At 54.3% G+C, this 16,692-nt stretch carries 16 protein-coding genes, 2 pseudogenes and 1 riboswitch; of the genes and pseudogenes, 14 read left to right on the forward strand and 4 right to left on the reverse strand.

The window, feature by feature from the left end:
- Positions 1-19: 19 nt before the first annotated feature.
- Positions 20-313 carry a hypothetical protein gene (locus KTE_RS34555; protein WP_236600805.1) on the reverse strand — a complete coding sequence of 98 codons (294 nt, stop codon included), beginning with the start codon at positions 311-313 and terminating at the stop codon, positions 20-22.
- A 346-nt stretch (positions 314-659) separates the two neighbouring features.
- On the opposite strand from KTE_RS34555, the gene KTE_RS48130 reads away from it, so the two are divergent.
- The 10 genes and pseudogenes from KTE_RS48130 to thiE all read left to right on the forward strand — a co-directional run bounded on the left by KTE_RS48130 (position 660) and on the right by thiE (position 11,137).
- The gene (locus KTE_RS48130) at positions 660-1,115 is read left to right on the forward strand and encodes an alpha/beta fold hydrolase (protein ID WP_236600806.1); all 456 of its coding nucleotides are present in this window, start codon (positions 660-662) and stop codon (positions 1,113-1,115) included.
- Positions 1,116-1,577: 462 nt separating this feature from the next.
- Entirely contained in the window at positions 1,578-2,828 is a 1,251-nt protein-coding gene (locus KTE_RS34565) for a thioester reductase (protein ID WP_201389744.1), read from the forward strand.
- Between the two features lie 137 nt (positions 2,829-2,965).
- The gene (locus tag KTE_RS34570) at positions 2,966-4,732 is read left to right on the forward strand and encodes an MFS transporter (RefSeq protein ID WP_201389746.1); all 1,767 of its coding nucleotides are present in this window, start codon (positions 2,966-2,968) and stop codon (positions 4,730-4,732) included.
- Positions 4,733-5,227: 495 nt separating this feature from the next.
- Positions 5,228-5,716 (forward strand): annotated as a pseudogene (locus KTE_RS34575) (zinc ribbon domain-containing protein); the annotation flags it as partial.
- Positions 5,717-6,370: 654 nt separating this feature from the next.
- Positions 6,371-6,604, forward strand: coding sequence for a transcriptional regulator (locus tag KTE_RS34580; RefSeq protein ID WP_236600807.1), 234 nt, complete (start codon positions 6,371-6,373; stop codon positions 6,602-6,604).
- Positions 6,605-6,746: 142 nt separating this feature from the next.
- Positions 6,747-7,619: an LLM class flavin-dependent oxidoreductase gene (locus KTE_RS34585; protein WP_201389750.1), complete on the forward strand. Its 873-nt coding sequence runs from the start codon at positions 6,747-6,749 to the stop codon at positions 7,617-7,619.
- 217 nt (positions 7,620-7,836) lie between these two features.
- A riboswitch (TPP riboswitch) is annotated at positions 7,837-7,950 on the forward strand.
- 109 nt (positions 7,951-8,059) lie between these two features.
- Entirely contained in the window at positions 8,060-8,773 is a 714-nt protein-coding gene (gene tenA / locus KTE_RS34590; protein WP_201389759.1) for a thiaminase II, read from the forward strand.
- Entirely contained in the window at positions 8,773-9,624 is an 852-nt protein-coding gene (gene thiD, locus KTE_RS34595; RefSeq protein WP_201389767.1) for a bifunctional hydroxymethylpyrimidine kinase/phosphomethylpyrimidine kinase, read from the forward strand. The genes tenA and thiD overlap by 1 nt, the downstream gene beginning before the upstream one ends.
- Before the next feature lie 38 nt (positions 9,625-9,662).
- The gene (gene thiM / locus KTE_RS34600) at positions 9,663-10,466 is read left to right on the forward strand and encodes a hydroxyethylthiazole kinase (RefSeq protein ID WP_374226856.1); all 804 of its coding nucleotides are present in this window, start codon (positions 9,663-9,665) and stop codon (positions 10,464-10,466) included.
- Entirely contained in the window at positions 10,466-11,137 is a 672-nt protein-coding gene (gene thiE / locus KTE_RS34605; RefSeq protein ID WP_374226857.1) for a thiamine phosphate synthase, read from the forward strand. The genes thiM and thiE overlap by 1 nt, the downstream gene beginning before the upstream one ends.
- A gap of 215 nt (positions 11,138-11,352) precedes the next feature.
- Here thiE and KTE_RS34610 read toward each other — a convergent pair whose 3' ends face one another.
- Positions 11,353-11,616 (reverse strand): DUF2278 family protein, encoded by a 264-nt coding sequence (locus KTE_RS34610; protein WP_374226858.1) that lies wholly within the window; start codon positions 11,614-11,616, stop codon positions 11,353-11,355.
- 31 nt (positions 11,617-11,647) lie between these two features.
- Between KTE_RS34610 and tnpA the strand changes: the two are divergent.
- Positions 11,648-11,893 (forward strand): annotated as a pseudogene (gene tnpA, locus KTE_RS50010) (IS200/IS605 family transposase); the annotation flags it as partial.
- Here the strand turns inward: tnpA and KTE_RS50015 are convergent.
- Entirely contained in the window at positions 11,866-12,141 is a 276-nt protein-coding gene (locus KTE_RS50015) for a helix-turn-helix domain-containing protein (protein ID WP_201391069.1), read from the reverse strand. The pseudogene tnpA and the gene KTE_RS50015 sit on opposite strands and share 28 nt — an antisense overlap.
- A gap of 125 nt (positions 12,142-12,266) precedes the next feature.
- On the opposite strand from KTE_RS50015, the gene KTE_RS34625 reads away from it, so the two are divergent.
- Positions 12,267-13,628: an RNA-guided endonuclease TnpB family protein gene (locus KTE_RS34625; RefSeq protein ID WP_201389777.1), complete on the forward strand. Its 1,362-nt coding sequence runs from the start codon at positions 12,267-12,269 to the stop codon at positions 13,626-13,628.
- Here KTE_RS34625 and KTE_RS34630 read toward each other — a convergent pair.
- A complete protein-coding gene (locus KTE_RS34630; RefSeq protein WP_201389779.1) occupies positions 13,513-14,136 on the reverse strand; it encodes a DUF2278 family protein in 624 nt (207 codons plus the stop codon). The genes KTE_RS34625 and KTE_RS34630 overlap by 116 nt on opposite strands.
- 448 nt (positions 14,137-14,584) lie before the next feature.
- On the opposite strand from KTE_RS34630, the gene KTE_RS34635 reads away from it, so the two are divergent.
- Positions 14,585-14,965: a VOC family protein gene (locus KTE_RS34635; RefSeq protein ID WP_201389789.1), complete on the forward strand. Its 381-nt coding sequence runs from the start codon at positions 14,585-14,587 to the stop codon at positions 14,963-14,965.
- Between the two features lie 469 nt (positions 14,966-15,434).
- Positions 15,435-16,670 carry an RNA-guided endonuclease TnpB family protein gene (locus KTE_RS34640; RefSeq protein WP_201389791.1) on the forward strand — a complete coding sequence of 412 codons (1,236 nt, stop codon included), beginning with the start codon at positions 15,435-15,437 and terminating at the stop codon, positions 16,668-16,670.
- The last annotated feature ends 22 nt before the right edge of the window (positions 16,671-16,692 follow it).

A 16,692-nucleotide genomic window follows, 5' to 3' on the forward strand; every position in this document is an offset into this window, starting at 1 on the left:
GCAAGATGAACCACCCTGCTCATCCTCTCTGTTGGGTCGCTCGAAGCTGCTTCTGCCGCGCAGAAAGTCGATAGGTCGAGCCGTGGTAGTTGACCTGCTCGACCTCTTCACTCAAACCCAGCTGATCAAGATAGTCATACAAGAGCAGGAGCCGGTCGCGTTTCTTGCCGGGGGTGGTTCCCGTGTAACTAATCCAGTTCAGCAATTTGCGGGTGACGGCCTCGACTTGTGTCTGGCATGGGATGACCCAACGTATTCTCCCATGCCCCCCACCCCAAACAAGGAAGAGCCATTCATCCCCTGAATAAATCACAGGGGCTTTCTGGCTCGTTTCCTGTAAACGCCTGGGGCATTGCTCACATGGATAGCACTTCGCCCAGAATTGGGAATTACTTCGTCCACTATTGGGTGGTTTTCATCTTCCCTTGTCTCCTTTGCTTCAGGTACACTTAGTCACGTACTTCACGATGTTGACCGGAGCACCCTGGACCATGTTGGTGGTAGTGATGATGGCTGACTGAGTGCCAGGAATGGATCAGGGATTGCTTCATCATCTAACGCTTTCATAGCAACGGTTTACACGCTAAAGGCATGTCCACAGAACAATAGTATGTCTAGTCAAATTACAAAATTTTGGTAAAATCGGAGGATTTTTCGCGATGGGAACATCCCTTTTACCTTGCTCTGATCAGCATGTTCCTCTTCACTCAGTCGGACGACGAATATGGTGCCGTTTCGCAGGCACCCCTGAGAACCCACCATTGCTTTTGCTTCATGGCGAGTGGCAAAGTAGTGCCGTGTTTACCCCCTACTTTGAATCTCTTTCTCGCCACTACTACGTTGTGGCGCCGGATCTCCTTGGGCACGGTTTTTCTTCCAAACCAGCGGAACAGTCTGCTTATACCATTTCCGCCTGGGTTGAGGACCTGGCGAGCCTGTGCGATACCACTCTTCATTTGGACGATATACACGTGGTCGCAGTAGGCCGGTTTGGCCTGTGTGTGCTCGATGCGCTTCAGTGGCACGTGGTTATGGCAGAGCGTCTACGGGGATTCGCTCTTCTTCCCTTCCCATGCGCTTATCCTCTCTCTCCTGAAGCACCTGGCCTCAACTGATGTCGACATTTCCTATAACGCTGCTCAAGAGCTCACAATGGTGCTGTTCCCTCTTTTTCCACAGGATGGAGTAGGCGTAGAGCGTGCACATGGAGAACTCCTGTCACAGATTCGACTGGTGCATCCTCAAGCCAATCATGTCCTCTGTCACCTGGTTGAACATATGGAGACGGAGTACACACGTTGGCAAACGCCGCTCATGATTCTTCAGACGCTCAAGGATCTCTCCTGCCTTGTACCGCAGAGTGATGTGGTCCCTTGCCGCGGAAACCGATTCTCAGGAGGAGAGCCATCTGGCAGATACTGTGCCTTTCTCGCTTCCATGTGTTCCTGATCTGTCCTGTTGACGATAGTTGTGCGTTCATAAACGCCCCAGAGGATAGGCAGTTTTCTATCGCGGTTTTGTTTGTCTGGCAATGACAACAGAAGGACATGTTGTCTATAAAGAGAAGAAATGAGAGTATGATGCATACAGTTTCCCACTCCATCCATCCGCAGGAAACATCGCCACGGTCTCAAGGTGAGCAGCAGTGGTTCCCGCTTTCCCATGTGCTCCTTGAGAACGTGCTCACACAACGCGAGGCTCCCCTTGATGCTGTAGCGCTTCATTGTCTTCCTCCTCTTGAAGAGGAGGAGGCCTTGCTCCTGCGGTTCTGGCACCAGGGACGCCCTACACTCACGAACATTGTGACAACGCCACTTGGGCGTGTAGGAAATATGTTTCTGCCCATAGCGATCTCGCACGCTGATGACGACGAGCAGCGACAGAAGCTGATTCAGCAGGCCTGCCAGGCGGTAGCCATTGCTCGGTCCTGTGGTGCCAGAAGTGTTTCCCTCTCTACTCCTCTTGCCTCTGTCACGCATGAAGGGCAGCTGATCCAGGAGTACCAGGTTTTGCGGGCAGATGATCGGCCAAGGCTCACCACTGCAGATGCAACTACCAGCACTGCAGCGGTGCTCACGCTTGAATGGATACTTGCTCGCGTCGCCCGTGATCTGCGCCGTGAACAGATTGTGGCAGTAGGATCTGACCCTCTTGCCAGCACGTTCCTTCGCCTTTTGCTTGTAACTTTGCCCCATCCTGCATCCGTAATTCTCTGTTCTCAGCCGGGTCAGCAGGCACAGATTGAGCGGCTTGTGAGAGAACTACGCGCCTCTGGCTTTGAGGGGGAAATACTGCTTATCGACACGCTGCAAGAAGGCGAAAGCGCTCCAGATGCTGTGTACGAGGCAACGCTTCTGCTTGGGACAGGGAGTTTTCTTGAACGGCTCAACATCGATCGCATTCGCGCTGGTACGATCGTCTTCAGGTTTTCCGGGCCCTCGCCTCTTGTTGCAGAGCCGCTTTTGGCTCGGGTAAGAGCACACGAGGACATCCTTGTCCCCCTGGTAGATGAGCTGACATTCCCCACAGCAGTACAGGCGCACCGGGGGGTTGAAAAAGGGTCGATGCTAGATCTGCTCTTACAAGCTGAAGAAAGGTGGGGAGGACGCACTCCATACCAGATCAAAAGCTCCTTGCTAGCCGGGCTTGCTGTGGCAACACTCGATGTTCCCTCGGCCCTTGGATGGGTCGACACAAAAACGGCACAAAACCACTACCTTGCGCTCAGGCGGGCCGGGGCCCGAGGAATTGCGCCTCATCTGGGCGTACAGGACGCCCCATCGGCATGCCTTATGGAGTTTCGAGCTCGCTTTCGCAACCGTGTGTGAGGGGGTTCTACCAGGGAGTGTTCTCTCTGCTTGCCTCTGTAGAGCAAAGAAGGAGGGTTGTGGTACACACCCACCATGTTGTTTGCACGAAGAATATGCTTCATTGGATGTGATGACTCTGAAGGATTGGTGAAGAGATGATGTTTGACCCCACGCTTTTCTTAAGGATATGCTTTTCTATCCTTACTGGTATGGCGCTTTTACTCTATGGTGTCCGATCGTTGCTGATCCACGGAGGACGAGATACGACGGTTAACCCCCAGGAACTGGAACGGCTGGTTGCGGCTGCGCCTGATTCTACTGAACACTGGCAGGTGTCAAGGGCAGAGCACTGTCGGGCGTATTTCGCGGATCGTCAGGCGTATCGCACACGGTTTCTGACGTTCTTTGAGCGTGCTTTACGCCCGGTTCCCAACCCCATGACGATCTCTCAGAAAGATCGACAGCAAACACGTTCGCGACGGACTGTTCTGCCTGCAGAATCGCGCGCCCTGATGGAAGAACAGGATGCGCCCAAACAGGAAATCCCTGCGGCACATCGAAAGCGAACCATGTTTCATGCTTTCGCGATGTTCACGGGATATCCCCGAGCCTACTGGTACCTGCTGTTTGGGACATTGATCAATGGAACGGCCACCTTTGTCCTCCCGTTTGAATCGCTCTACCTGGTCTCAGTCCGACATCTTCTGGTAAGCCAGGCGTCGGCCATTGTCGCACTCTATGGGATTGGCTCGTGCGTCTCGGCACTGCTTGGAGGAGTGCTAGCCGATAGGATTGGACGTCGCCCCACCATTCTTTCTGGCCTGGTGGGCCTGACCGCGACGACCTTTGCCCTGGCCTTTATTCAGGAGACCTGGTTGATTGCACTGCTCACATTCCTGATGGGCTTCTGGATCTCGTGGTATCGCCCCGCGTCGAATGCGGTGCTGGCCGATCTCATTCCACAAGCGCGCCAGGCCCAGGCCAATAGCCTGGTGTATTGGGCCTATAATCTGGGCATGGCCGCATCTCCCCTGTTGGCAAGTATCATCGTCCCATATATTGGCTATACCATCCTGTTTTGCGCCGATGGCATCGGGACCGCACTCTTTTGTCTGCTGATTTTCCTCGGTCTACCGGAAACACGTCCAACCGCGACCAGATCCTCCATGCATTCAGTGCCTCAGCTCAAACAGGAGGCGAGTACGTCCGGAATCTGGCGGAATGGTCGCTTCCTGCTCTATACTGGTCTGTCTTTCTTCCTGACAAGCATATACTTTCAATACTCTTCCACGCTGCCAGCAGATATGCAGCTCCATGGGCTGGATGCCGCGCATTATGGCCTCGTAATCTCCATCAACGGGATCGTGGTGGTCCTGCTTGGCCTGCCGCTCTCCCATCTGCTGACGCGTTTTGCCCCTTTCAAGGCCCTCGCGGTATCGGTCTTGCTCCTGGGGGCGGGATTCGGCCTGACCGCTCTCGCTGACTCCCTGTTTTCGCTTCCTCTGTATGCTGGCTCGGTTCTGGTGTGGACGATCGGGGAAATCATCTTTGTCCCCGTCTCAGCCACGATTGTTGCTCTGCTTTCTCCCACTACTGAGCGTGGGCTGTACCAGGGGGTGGCACGCATGTCCTGGGGCCTCTCTGCCTTTGCTGGTCCTCTGTTGGGAGGCCTGGTCCTTCAGCAATGGGGATTCGCCTTATGGATCGGTTGTGCGGTGCTGGGAACTGGACTGGCGTGGAGTTTCCTCCTGCTCGGGCGCGTGAAGAACCGCGCTCAGCTCAACGAAGAAGCCCTGCCTTCATCTGCGAATGCTTTAGCTTCAAAGCTGGTGCCTTCGCCCGAAATGGAGATGTACCTGGCAAAATGTGGGAAGAGTGTCCTCACTGACGGCAAGCGGAAGGCAAAAACGGCTGCTTCGTAGAAAACTAAGGGAGGCTCTCCTCTGTTCTGCCACGTCTCCCTGAAGGTTAGTCACCAGACTCCACGGCTAAAGCCGGGGGCTTGTATCTCTCCTCACGCTGACCCGTGGATCAGGGAAGGATACGTTAGCCTTCAGGACAAGCCTGAACACCACTAGGACGGGTGACAAGCGGTTCAACCAACCGCCACTTCCTGGAGGAAGTCGCCCCACACGGAAAAGGGTACACAGGTTGAGCTAGCGTACAGGGCGTTGGCCCTCATGCCGATCCGTGCATGCTGAACAGTTCGACCGATGCAGGTATCCATGCATCACAAACAGTTTCTCTTGAGTCAGAGGAGTGCCTTTGTGCTGACCTGTTCGCGAACATATACACATCTCTTCTTAGGCAACACAGGAAAACCGGAAAGGAGAGGGCAGGCCCCGCCACCCATGCGCCTGAAAAGGACTCGGCATTCCTCCCCGCGCATGAATGCGGGGGTCTCCTGCCTCGATTTGATGAAAGGGCGCATCTTCAAGTACGCAAAGTACAAGGCGTGGAACGTAGGGGGAATCATCACGTGCCGCGTCAATCCGCGCAATACGAGCCGGGAATGCCATCGCTGTCACGCGCCTGTCATGCGCTACAATGAGGGCGAGTCGGTTGAGGGATACACGCCCGGGGCGCCACTTTGTCTGTGTCCACGATGCCAGATGCACACCCATGCTGACCGCAATGCCAGTCTGAGAATCGGGCAGCGCTTGATTGAGCGCACGCAAGAACCGTTGAAGGAAAAGCCACATGCTCGTTCGCGACGTGCGACGAGGGGGTCGAAAGACCCAGGTGTTGGGATCTCCCAGGATGCCGAAGGCGAAGGGCAACCATCTATTGCTCAAGCCAGGCAAGGGGATCACGCCAACGGGCCTGGCACCGCCCAGAGGGGATTGCGCCGGATGGGTGCGCGCCCCTCAGATATGGCTACCACACTACGCCTCCATTTTGAGTAGTCCCTACGGGATATGTCTCACGGAGGCGCTTACGGAGCCGTGTCAGAAGCTGCTGGGCTTTAGCCCATGCGGAGTGTCACAGGAGAGTTGCCAGTAAATGACGGTGTGAATCAATCCAATATTGGAGCGGTTTCTCCAGATTCTCGATGGTCGATTCCTCTGTTTCGCGCCAGATTCCCATTTCCTCTTCCCCCAACACCACAAGTTCGTTTAGGAGAGCGACAACCAGTGCGCCATGAGGTGGCTTCGGTCAAGACCATTGGCAAGTCACAATTCCTAAATGCCCTTTTTCTAAAATTACTGCGGATTCCGACCTTTTTTCTAATTTTAGAGCGATTTTTTCTAAAGTTAGAGAGCCTAAAATAGCCCTCTTTGTGCTCATTCTATTCTAGAATTATTGTGGACGGCACAGGAGATGCAGGTTTTCACGTGTTGATCCCCAGCGGCTCTTCCTCTCGACGTGGCGTGGAAACCTCGGTGGTTCGCTGAAATCTCTTCCCTTTTGCTCACTGAACAGAGCCGTCGCGTGATCTGGGGCTGAATTCTTGCCATTGCTGCTAGTCGTGGGTTTGTGCCGAGGAAAAGGAGAGTCAGGCGAGGCGTCGAATGCGGTACAATAAGGGGGGTATGGAACAAGGAGGGCTCATGAGGTTGATGAAGAGGCAAGAGGGAGTGACAGTCCACATTTCCTTGCCATGGGAGATTGAGTATTTGGCATCTCTGTCCGAGCAAGGAAGAGAATGGGTCCCTCTCTCAAGTACTGGAGATAATGCCCAGGTAGTGGGTATGATCAATAGCCAGTCGTACGAAATCCAACTCCATCCAGGAGTGGAGATTGTCGATCGGCAAGTGGTGGTCCTTTCGCCACCAACGTCTTCCAAAGGCTAAGTGGGAGATTGCCAGGGGAGGGATGCAGGGCATCCTCGAGGATGCCCTGCATCCCTCCCCTGGTTTTTGCTGTATGCTCTGGCAATTCGATACAGATAACAGTACGTTTTCGCTTAAGAGAGCGGAAAGGAAACAACTTCATATGCGATTTGGTCTGGCGCTGCCCAATGTCGGCAGATATAGTGATATTGCTACGCTGGTTGACCTGGCGTTTCTGGCGGAAAGCGATGGCTGGGATGGTATCTTTCTCTGGGACACACTCCACTACCAGGCCGATAGCCAGGAGGTATGTGACCCTTGGATAGCGCTAACGGCTCTCGCGCTGAACACCGAGCGCATTCACATTGGTACCATGGTTACGGCTCTGACGCGCCGCCGACCCTGGAAGGTCGCGCGCGAAACGGCCACGTTGGATCGCCTGTCTGGTGGCCGCTTGATTCTTGGCGTGGGTGCTGGCGACGAGGGTGATAAGGGCTTTACCCATTTTGGTGAGGAGCAAGACAGTCGCACACGTGCCAAATTGCTCGACGAAAGCCTGGATATCCTGAATGGTTTATGGAGCGGAGAGCCGTTTAGCTACAGGGGCGAACATTACCAGGTGCAGGAGATCACCTTCCTACCCACTCCTCTCCAGCAGCCGCGCATTCCAGTCTGGATAGCTGGAACCTGGCCGCGAAAGGGACCTATGCTCCGTGCCGCGCGTTGGGATGGTGTGAATGCCTTTGCCCAACGCGAAGATGGAACCTTTGGAGAAATCTTGCCAGAAGAGGTTGTCCAGTTGCGTGCCTTTATGGATGAGCACCGCGAATCCGATCTACCACTGGATATAGTCGTGAGCAGCAATGTCTTTGCCGCATATGATGATGAGGATGCTCAGGCGCTTTTAATCGACTACAAGGACGCGGGCGTGAGCTGGTGCCTGCAAAGCGTCTGGCCTGAGACCGATCCAGAAGATGTGCGAACTGGCCTCCAGCGAGGACGCGACACCTGGTACAAATGCGCACTCCGCGATTGACATCCGGTGAATTTTGTTGTGGAATGGAAATAAAAAGTCGAGCTTCGTTGAAGAGTCCGCACAAGCGCCACAAACGCATCAATAACACGAAGCCTTGCAATTGTTGTGTCGCAGGCTCTCGCGGTAAAAACGGGAACACCAAAAAAACTGTTTGAGAGCTGTGGTTGTTGCTACAACACATATTTGTAATGATATAATTAGAAGCGATCACTTCTATATCGTCTGCAAGGGGAGCTTGGTTCAGCTAGGCTGAGAACGTTGCCGCAATGTGTGACGGACCCTGGACCTGATCTGGATAATACCAGCGGAGGGAATGCATCGATGGCTTCAAAGGCTTCAATACCTTCTTGTAAGGTTTCTTCCCCGACTTTTTGCCATGCCTTGCGCGCCTCCTCTTCTTTCCAGCGTTCCCCCTTGCGTATGACCACTGGAGGGACGACATGGCATCTGATTCCTCTGTTTGTCACGGGGAGAGCCTGGGCGAAGTCAGGTTAACTGAGCGCATGCGCAGGCATGTCTTACCGTTATGGCAGCGACAGTTGATGCATCCGTTTGTCGTTGCGTTGGGCAATGGTTCTTTGCCCAGAGAGAGCTTTGAGTTTTACATTCGCCAGGACGCGGTCTTTCTGGATGTCCTGACCAAGGCTTTTGCCTATGCCGTGAGCAAAACCAATGATCATGAAGAGATGGAGCAGTTTGGCAAGTATATTTTAAACACGCTTCTCGTCGAGTCCGACCTTCATCGTCGCTATGGTGAACGCTTCGGACTCACTCCAGCCGAGATGGCTGCGACCCCGATGGCTCCAACGAATTATGCCTATACGCGGCATCTCCTGGCGACCGCGACAACAGGAACCCTTCCCGAGTTGCTTACCGCAGTCCTGCCCTGTGCCTGGATCTATGCTGAGATAGGGCGACATCTGGTGGCAACGTATCCGCTACATGAAGAGCATCCCTACGCTCATTGGCTCGCGACCTACGCCTCGCCAGATTTTGACGCAGTCGCACTCTGGCTGCGTCGTCGTCTCGACTCATACAACATCCCCCCGGCATCTTGTGAAGAAACGCGTCTCCTGAATATCTTTCGTATCAGCACCTGCTATGAATGGGCCTTCTGGGAGATGGCCTGGCAACGGGAGGAGTGGACATATTGATGCGTAAAGATTCTCTTACTGCGCCGGGGAGTGGTAGACGACCATGCGCCTTGACGATTGCTGGCTCGGATTCAGGCGCGGGAGCGGGTATCCAGGCGGATCTCAAAACCTTTGCCGCGCTGGGGGTGTATGGGGTCTCGGCTCTGACGGCGGTGACGGCCCAGAATACATGGGAAGTGCGCGCCATCGCGGCTCTCGCACCCGAGATGGTGCAGGCCCAGATTGAGGCCGTGCTTGAAGATATGGGGGCCAGTGCAGTCAAAACTGGTATGCTCGCCAATACCGCTATCATCCAGGCAGTCGCGCGCTGTATGACGCATTGGCAATTGCCCCTGGTTGTGGACCCGGTCATGGTGGCCAAGGGTGGCGATCATCTCCTGGAGCCAGAGGCGGTAGCGGCGTTGAGGGCTATGTTGCTTCCTCTCGCTCTCGTGGTGACGCCGAACCTGCCTGAGGCCGAGGTGCTCTCAGGTCTGCGCGTGCGGACTCTGGAGGAGATGCGTGAGGCCGCGCGAGCTCTACACGCGCTTGGGCCTCGCTATGTCGTCATCAAGGGGGGGCACGCGAGTGGAAAGCCTGTTGATGTCTGTTTTGATGGCGAGGGCTTTATAGAGCTGAGCGCAGAACGTGTGCAGACATCGCATACACATGGAACGGGCTGTACCTTCTCCGCGGCCATCGCGGCTTTTCTGGCCCGTGGTCAAGGAGTTGAGGAGGCGCTTCGCAATGCAAAGGAGTATATTACTGGTGCGCTACAACACGCTCCTGGCATCGGACGGGGTCATGGGCCAGTCGAACATTTCTGGCAATGGCAGCCATCGTTGAAGTATTCACCCAAGAACGCGAAGTGAAAAGCGGGAAGGACCATATGATGGAGCATAATGAGCAAATGCAAGTCGCAGATGGTATGACAACGTTGCTGAGGCGCGTGCGCGAGCGTCATCCCCTGATACATCACATTACGAACCTTGTAGTCATGAACGATACCGCGAATGTAACGCTGGCCATTGGTGCCTCGCCAGTCATGGCACATGCCCTGGAAGAGGTGGAGGAGATGGTCAACCTGGCCGATTGTCTCCTACTCAATATCGGCACGCTCACTGTGGAGCAGGTAGAGGCGATGGTGCGCGCGGGGAAACGCGCGAATGAGCGTGGTATACCGATTGTGCTCGATCCGGTAGGGGCGGGCGCTACAAGCATGCGTACGGAGAGTGCGCTACGGCTGCTGCGAGAGTTACGTATCGCAGTGATTCGTGGGAATGCTTCCGAGATTGGCGCGCTTATTGGAGTTGAGGCTCAGACGAGGGGCGTCGATGCCCATACTCTGGGGGAAGAGCGTGAGGTGGTTGTCAGGCGAGCAGCGCAGGCCTTTGGGTGTAGTGTGGCCATGACGGGCACGCGTGATCTGGTCAGCGATGGCACGCGCCTGGCCTCGGTTGATAATGGGCATTCCTTCCTGGCGGCCATAACGGGGAGCGGATGTATGTCGACAACGATGGTCGCGGCCTTCCTGGCGATCGAGGTAGATGCCTGCTTAGCCAGTATCGTGGCCCTGAGCGCCTTTGGTATCGCAGGCGAGATTGCCGCGGAGAGAGCAGGAGGTCCAGGCACCTTTCGCTCGCACCTGCTGGATGCAATTGCGGCGCTTGATGAAGCGACGATGATCGAGCGGCAGAAAGTGAGCACCAAATGATGGGCTTCTCAGCTCACTCGGAGAATAGTCCTCGACGCGAGCTTACCCGGAGACTGCGCTTACAGGTTCTGACCGACCGGGGCTGGGCGCGGGGACGCGATATGGCTCTCCTGGCTAGCGCGGCCCTGGAGGGAGGAACGACGGCGATACAACTGCGTGATAAGGTGGCGAGCACACGTGTGTTGATCGAGGAAGGGCAGAGGCTGCGTGTTCTCACATGCCAGCATGGAGCGTTGTTGATTGTGAACGACCGGCTTGATATTGCGCTGGCTGTAGAGGCGGATGGCCTGCACGTGGGGCAGGAGGATATGCCAATCTCCCTTGCCCGGCGCCTGCTGGGGCCAGCATATCTTCTCGGCGTTTCAGTCGCCACGCTCGCCGAGGCCGAGCAGGCCATCAGCGAGGGCGCGGACTATCTCAGCGTCAGCCCGGTTTTCTCGACTCAAAGTAAGGTCGATGCGGGCGAAGGGGTGGGCCTGCCAGTGCTGGGTGAGATTGCCAGGCAGAGTCCTTTGCCTGTTATCGCAATTGGGGGCATAGGGGAGGAGAATATTGCCTCGATCATTCGCGCGGGCGCCTGTGGCGTGGCGGTCATCTCTGCAGTCATGGGAGCTGAAGATGTCACCACCGCTGCGCGCCGCCTACATATGGCCATAGAGGCAGCTTTCTGAAGCTATCCATCTACTGTGTATGAACTGGAATGTTTGATCACCTATGCCGATCTGGCCATGTAGGAGGCTAAGCAACTCAGGTGCAATCAAACAGATATAGCAAAACGAAAGTGACCTGCTCTGAGTTGGGTGCATCTGTGCGAGCAGATAGCTACATAGTGCTCAAGCCTTTGACACAGCCACTACCCAAAAAGCTGTGTCAAAGGCCAGGCTCTTTAACGGCTGTATCCATAATCATCGGTTGGGAGTTGTTGCGATTGGACCATCAAGAAGATCGCTGTCCAGTGTTGCCCTTGCTGAATGAAGAGTGCGCCATCCTGCCAGGTACCATCTTCAGATGCATGGCTGCTATCGTTGCCCTGATTCATGATAGGCCGCCGGATACCCCTACGATTCATAGAGGGGTAAGGCGGCCCGACGTGGCTCTTCCAGAGAGTGAGAACACATGTGAGAATGCAGTGTATGGATGCACAGCACACCAAACACGTTCCGTAGAAGCTAGCTTCCCATTTTGTCTGGTGTCCTCAATATCGCAAGAAGCTTCTTATTGGGAAACTGGCTCCATTTCTCGAACAGGAAATTCAGCGTCTCTGTGAAGCCAATGCCTGGATGATAGGTGCGCTTTCCGTGCAAGCCGATCACGTGCATCTCTTTCTGAGCGCTCCTCCGTCTGTTTCTCCTTCACAGATTGCTCATCCCCTGAAAGGTACAACCGCCCGTAGCGTGTTTCAGTCCTTTCCTGAAGTCAAGAAATAGCTTTGGGGCGGTGCCTTCTGGTCCCGGTCATACGACGTGGGCAGTGTCGGGGATATGAGCATAGATACCGTGTGAACATAGATCGAGTTGGGACAGGATGAAGAACTATCATCGTCCTGTATCGTTTCACGCTTGCGGAGAAACTCATGTACGTCAGAGCGCCGGATGCGATATCCCCCTCTTCGCCCTGAATTCACAGCTTGCAACTGCTTTTCTCGAATCCATTGTCGGACAGTTTCTCTATGGATGCCAAGTTCCTCATCGTCACATTACCGGAAGTAGCAAGCACAGCAAGAATAGCGTTGTAGCGTGTACCAGCAGAGGATGACAGGGGGACGGGAAGCGGTCCCGTCCCCCTGTCAAAGGGAAGAGTATGCAGCAGATCATCACCGCTAAACTCAAGCTCACGGCCACAAAAGAGCAGTTTGAGGCATTGCGCCAGACTCAACTGGCATACCGTGATGCGCTCAACGCGGTGAGTCGTTATGCCTTCGAGCAGGGCAAAACCAGCCATGTGACCCGACTGCACAAAGGCATGTATGCTGAACTACGCACTCGGTATCATCTTCCTTCACAAATGGCCTGTAGCGTGGAACGGCAGGTCTCGGCAACGTACAAGGGGCTCTGGACGAAACTCAAGAAGAATGTGGAGCATTGTCGGAAAAAGATCACGAAAAAACGCTTTAAAGGTCTGGACCAGCCTCCCACGTACAGTTCTCCAACCGTCCAGTACACCTATGAGCGGGATTACACCTTTCAGTGCGACAGTCGGGTCAGTGTCGGGACGCTGGGCGGACGGATCAGCATCCCCTATCAGGGCTACAATGAGCATCTTGCACTTCTTCGGCAGGACGCGACCATCGGGGATGCCAAGCTCTGGTATGACAAGCAAAAGAAGACGTTCTATCTGCTTGTTTCCCTCTCCATTGACGTAGCAGAGCCAACCTATGAGCAATTCACCGAGGTGGTAGGGGTAGACGTGGGTATTCGCTATCTGGCGGTCACTTCCACCTCAACAGGCAAAGCGAGCTTTCATCCAGGAAAACGTACACGACACAAAGCCAATCATTACGCGCGATTGCGCAAACGCTTGCAGCAGAAAGGCACTCGCGGTGCGAAACGCCGATTACGGCGCATCGAGCAGCGAGAGAGACGGTTAAAAGCTCAGGCAAACCATCGCATCGCCAAACAGATTATCGAGCAGCATCCACACGCGCTTATCGGGCTGGAAAATCTCACTGATATCCGGGAGCGCACTAAGCGCAAGAAACGCAAGCGCAAGAAGAACGGCAAGGGTGCGGAAAAAGTCTCGCCCAAAGCCCGCAAAGCCAACCGGGTCTATTCGCAATGGTCCTTTGCCGAACTTCAGGCGTTTATCAGCTACAAGGCTGCGCTTGCGGGATCGCTTGCCATCAAGGTAGATGCTGATTACACGTCAAAGGCGTGCCCTATGTGCGGGCTGACTTCCGATGAGAATCGCCCCCGCAAAGGGTTACTCTTTGTGTGCCAGAACCCGACGTGTGGTTACACGCTCCACGCTGATCTGATTGGCGCGAGGAATGTGACCTTGAGGACGCTCTTGATCCGGCAGGACTGGATCAAGACGGGATGTGTGTCAATCATCCCTGATGCCTCGGACAAAGAAGCCAAAGCTGCACGCCTGCAAAGGTATGCAGAGTTGCGGTGGAGTCCAGAGGTAACAACAAGCCTCCGGCTAGAAGCCGGAGGTCATTGACATGAATGTTGTGAATACCATTTCCAGGCTCGAAGCCGAAGACCTGATCTGGTTTCCCAGGTTCATACCAGCCAGATCCAAAGGCATACAGCACCACGCTCTGGTCTTGCTGATTGATTGCTGGTAATAATTGCTCATCGAGAATGGTATTCAATGCGTCTTCAGATTCAATGATAAACATCTGTTTTATTTGCCCTGGCGGTATGTGGGTCTGGTTCACAAGGTCTCCACGCTGAAAGTCCAGGGCCAGCCCACCTGGCGCGCTGTCCAGGGCGGTAAAACCAGAGAGGTGCTGTTGAGTGAGCTGGTCTGTGAAAGGATGATGAAGATCTGGAATATGGAGATACAGCAGTTCAGATGGTTCGACTTGAGATTTCACATTAACCGCGATACGATATTCGATCTCATTGTCATCAACGACAAGAATTTGATAATGGGGACTTCCTACTGTGCCCCGTAGCCGCTTCCGCGGATATCCCTTCAAAACCCCATAATTCACTACTGGCATACACTGCTCCTTGAGTAATAGAAACATACAATGTTCCCTACTTACATTTTACTTCTGAATTGCAACTGCCTCTTGATTTCTTCTAGAAGAGCCCACTCGTCAAGAGATGTTAGTATCGAAGTCCTTTATCAGGGTTTCAGCCATTTGAGAAAGAGGGCGCGACTAGACTGCTCTCACGATCCACTTGCTTCCGCTTTTTCGAGTCTGCGAAAGAATACCCCAAAGAAATCTTGAGAGTGCACACCATGCGCGTGGCAGAAGAACATGACTCATCTCGAATTGTTGAACACCGGGAGAGGGCTGATGCGGCGAGCAGGACTTGCGCGCTCTGTTTGCCAGGGAAGCCAGACTCTCGGGCCAGCTCCGAGAAGTGAGGTGAGAGACGGTGCAAGACCACCGTCATCACGCTACCCAAGCGTGAAATGACAGAAAGAGAGAGCAGAAACACATGCGATTAGGAAAGTTTTCACTCTGTCTGAACGTGAAAGACCTTCATACCTCCAGGTTTTTTTACGAAACGCTGGGCTTTGAAGTTCAAGCCGGCAATGAAGCAGACCATTGGCTCCTGATGACCAATGGAGAGGCCAACATCGGCTTGATGCAAGGCATGTTTGAGAAGAACATGCTCACCTTCATTCCCAACCAGGACCACAATGGCCAGCAATTACAAACGTTTACTGACATCCGCGACATTCAAAAACAGCTCAAAGAAGCCGGTATTTCATTTGAACAAGAAGCACAGGATGGGACTGGACCTGCAAGTTTTCTCATTCTTGACCCTGATGGGAATCCGATTCTGGTCGACCAACATGTAGCAAGCTCCCAATAAGGCTCATCCGAAGTGCGCTGGAAGTCGAACATGGTGGTGTTCTTCACCCCTAGCGATGAGGAATTCCCCTTCGTGCTCTGTCAATTTTATTTTGCTCAGTGGCGACTGAGCAGCTCTCGGCCTATCAAGTTGGTTCTTATGGGCATTCACTGATCAATCTTTGTTTGACAGAGCACTCAGTACCGACGTGTATCTCATCCACTCTGCTTGGGGAAGTTTACCCGAGTGGGAACAAGCGCGGCAGTACTTGGTCAGAGCCTTTTTGCTGGCTTTCGAGGAACGCGTTCGAGGGGGAAACTTCGAGCTGGCATCGGGGTGTTAAAAACGTTTCCAAGCAAGGATGCCAGATGTTGACAAATGGAGACGTCTCTGGTAGAGTTCTGTTGGAAAGAATGTTCTTCTATGAAACGACAAAAGATTGGCACATCGACTCGAAGGACGTGGTGTTGGAAAGGTAGGAGGCCACCTGATGCAGTTGGTTGAACGACATCTCATTCGTCATCATGATGCACGCTTTGCCGCCATTGACCAGGCGGCCTTTGCCTCCAAAAACCTCTATAACCAGGCCAATTACCACGTTCGGCAGGCCTTCATTCACGAGGGAACCTATCTGCCCTATGCAGCCATCTTTCATCGCTTGAAACACCATGAGGCCTATTGTGCCCTGCCTCGCAAAGTCAGTAACGCCATCCTGATTCAGCTCCACCACAATTGGAGCGGCTTTTTTGAAGGCATGGAGGCTTACCGCGAAGACCCCTCTGCCTTCACGGGACGCCCCAAGATCCCTGGCTATCTCGACAAAACCAAGGGCCGTTTCCTGCTCATCTACGAGAAAAAAGCCTTGGGCAAGAGAGCCTTCAAGCGCACAGGCAAGCTCGTCCCATCAGGATTGCCCATCGAGATCGCGACCCAGATCACCTGGGAAGCCATCAGGCAGGTACGCATCGTTCCGCGCGCCGATGGCTACATGCTGGAGGTCGTCTATGAGCAGGAGATCCAACCAGCTGCGGTCAACCCCCAGCTTCGAGCAGCCGTGGATGTGGGCGTCAATGTGCTGGCAGCCATCACCAGCGACAAACCTGGTTTTGTGCCTCGTCTGGTGAGTGGTAAACCCCTCAAAAGCCTCAATCAGTGCTACAATAAACACCGTGCCAAGCAGCAGCAACGCCTCGCGCATGAGAACCGATACACCTCACGTCAGCTGGATCGTGTGACGACGAAGCGCAATCGCCGTGTGGATGCCTATCTGCACACGGCCAGCCGTCGCATCATTGATCTCTTGGTGAGCGAAGGCATCGGGACGTTGGTGCTTGGCAAGAACCCCTTGTGGAAACAAGAGGTGAGCATGGGGCGCAAGAACAACCAGCAGTTTGTGCAGCTTCCCCATGCTCGTTTCCTTGAGCAGTTGACCTACAAGGCGCACCTGGTGGGGATCAGCGTCATCCTTCAGGAAGAAAGCTACACCAGCAAGGCCAGTTTTCTGGACGGCGACTCCATCCCAACCTATGAGGCAAAAGCAGCTGAGAAGCCGGTGTTTTCAGGCAAGCGTGTGGCTCGCAGTTGGTATCGTGCCAGGGATGGACGCCTCATTCATGCCGATATCAACGGAGCGTATAACATTTTACGCAAAAGTAGCTCTGACCCTTTGCAAGTGGGGCGAGGAGTAGTGGGAGCCGCAGTTCTCCCCAGACGGCTGGCCGTCTGAACGGATGGCACATAGGCATATG

The organism is Ktedonobacter sp. SOSP1-85 (assembly GCF_016587415.1).
Taxonomy (GTDB): domain Bacteria; phylum Chloroflexota; class Ktedonobacteria; order Ktedonobacterales; family Ktedonobacteraceae; genus Ktedonobacter.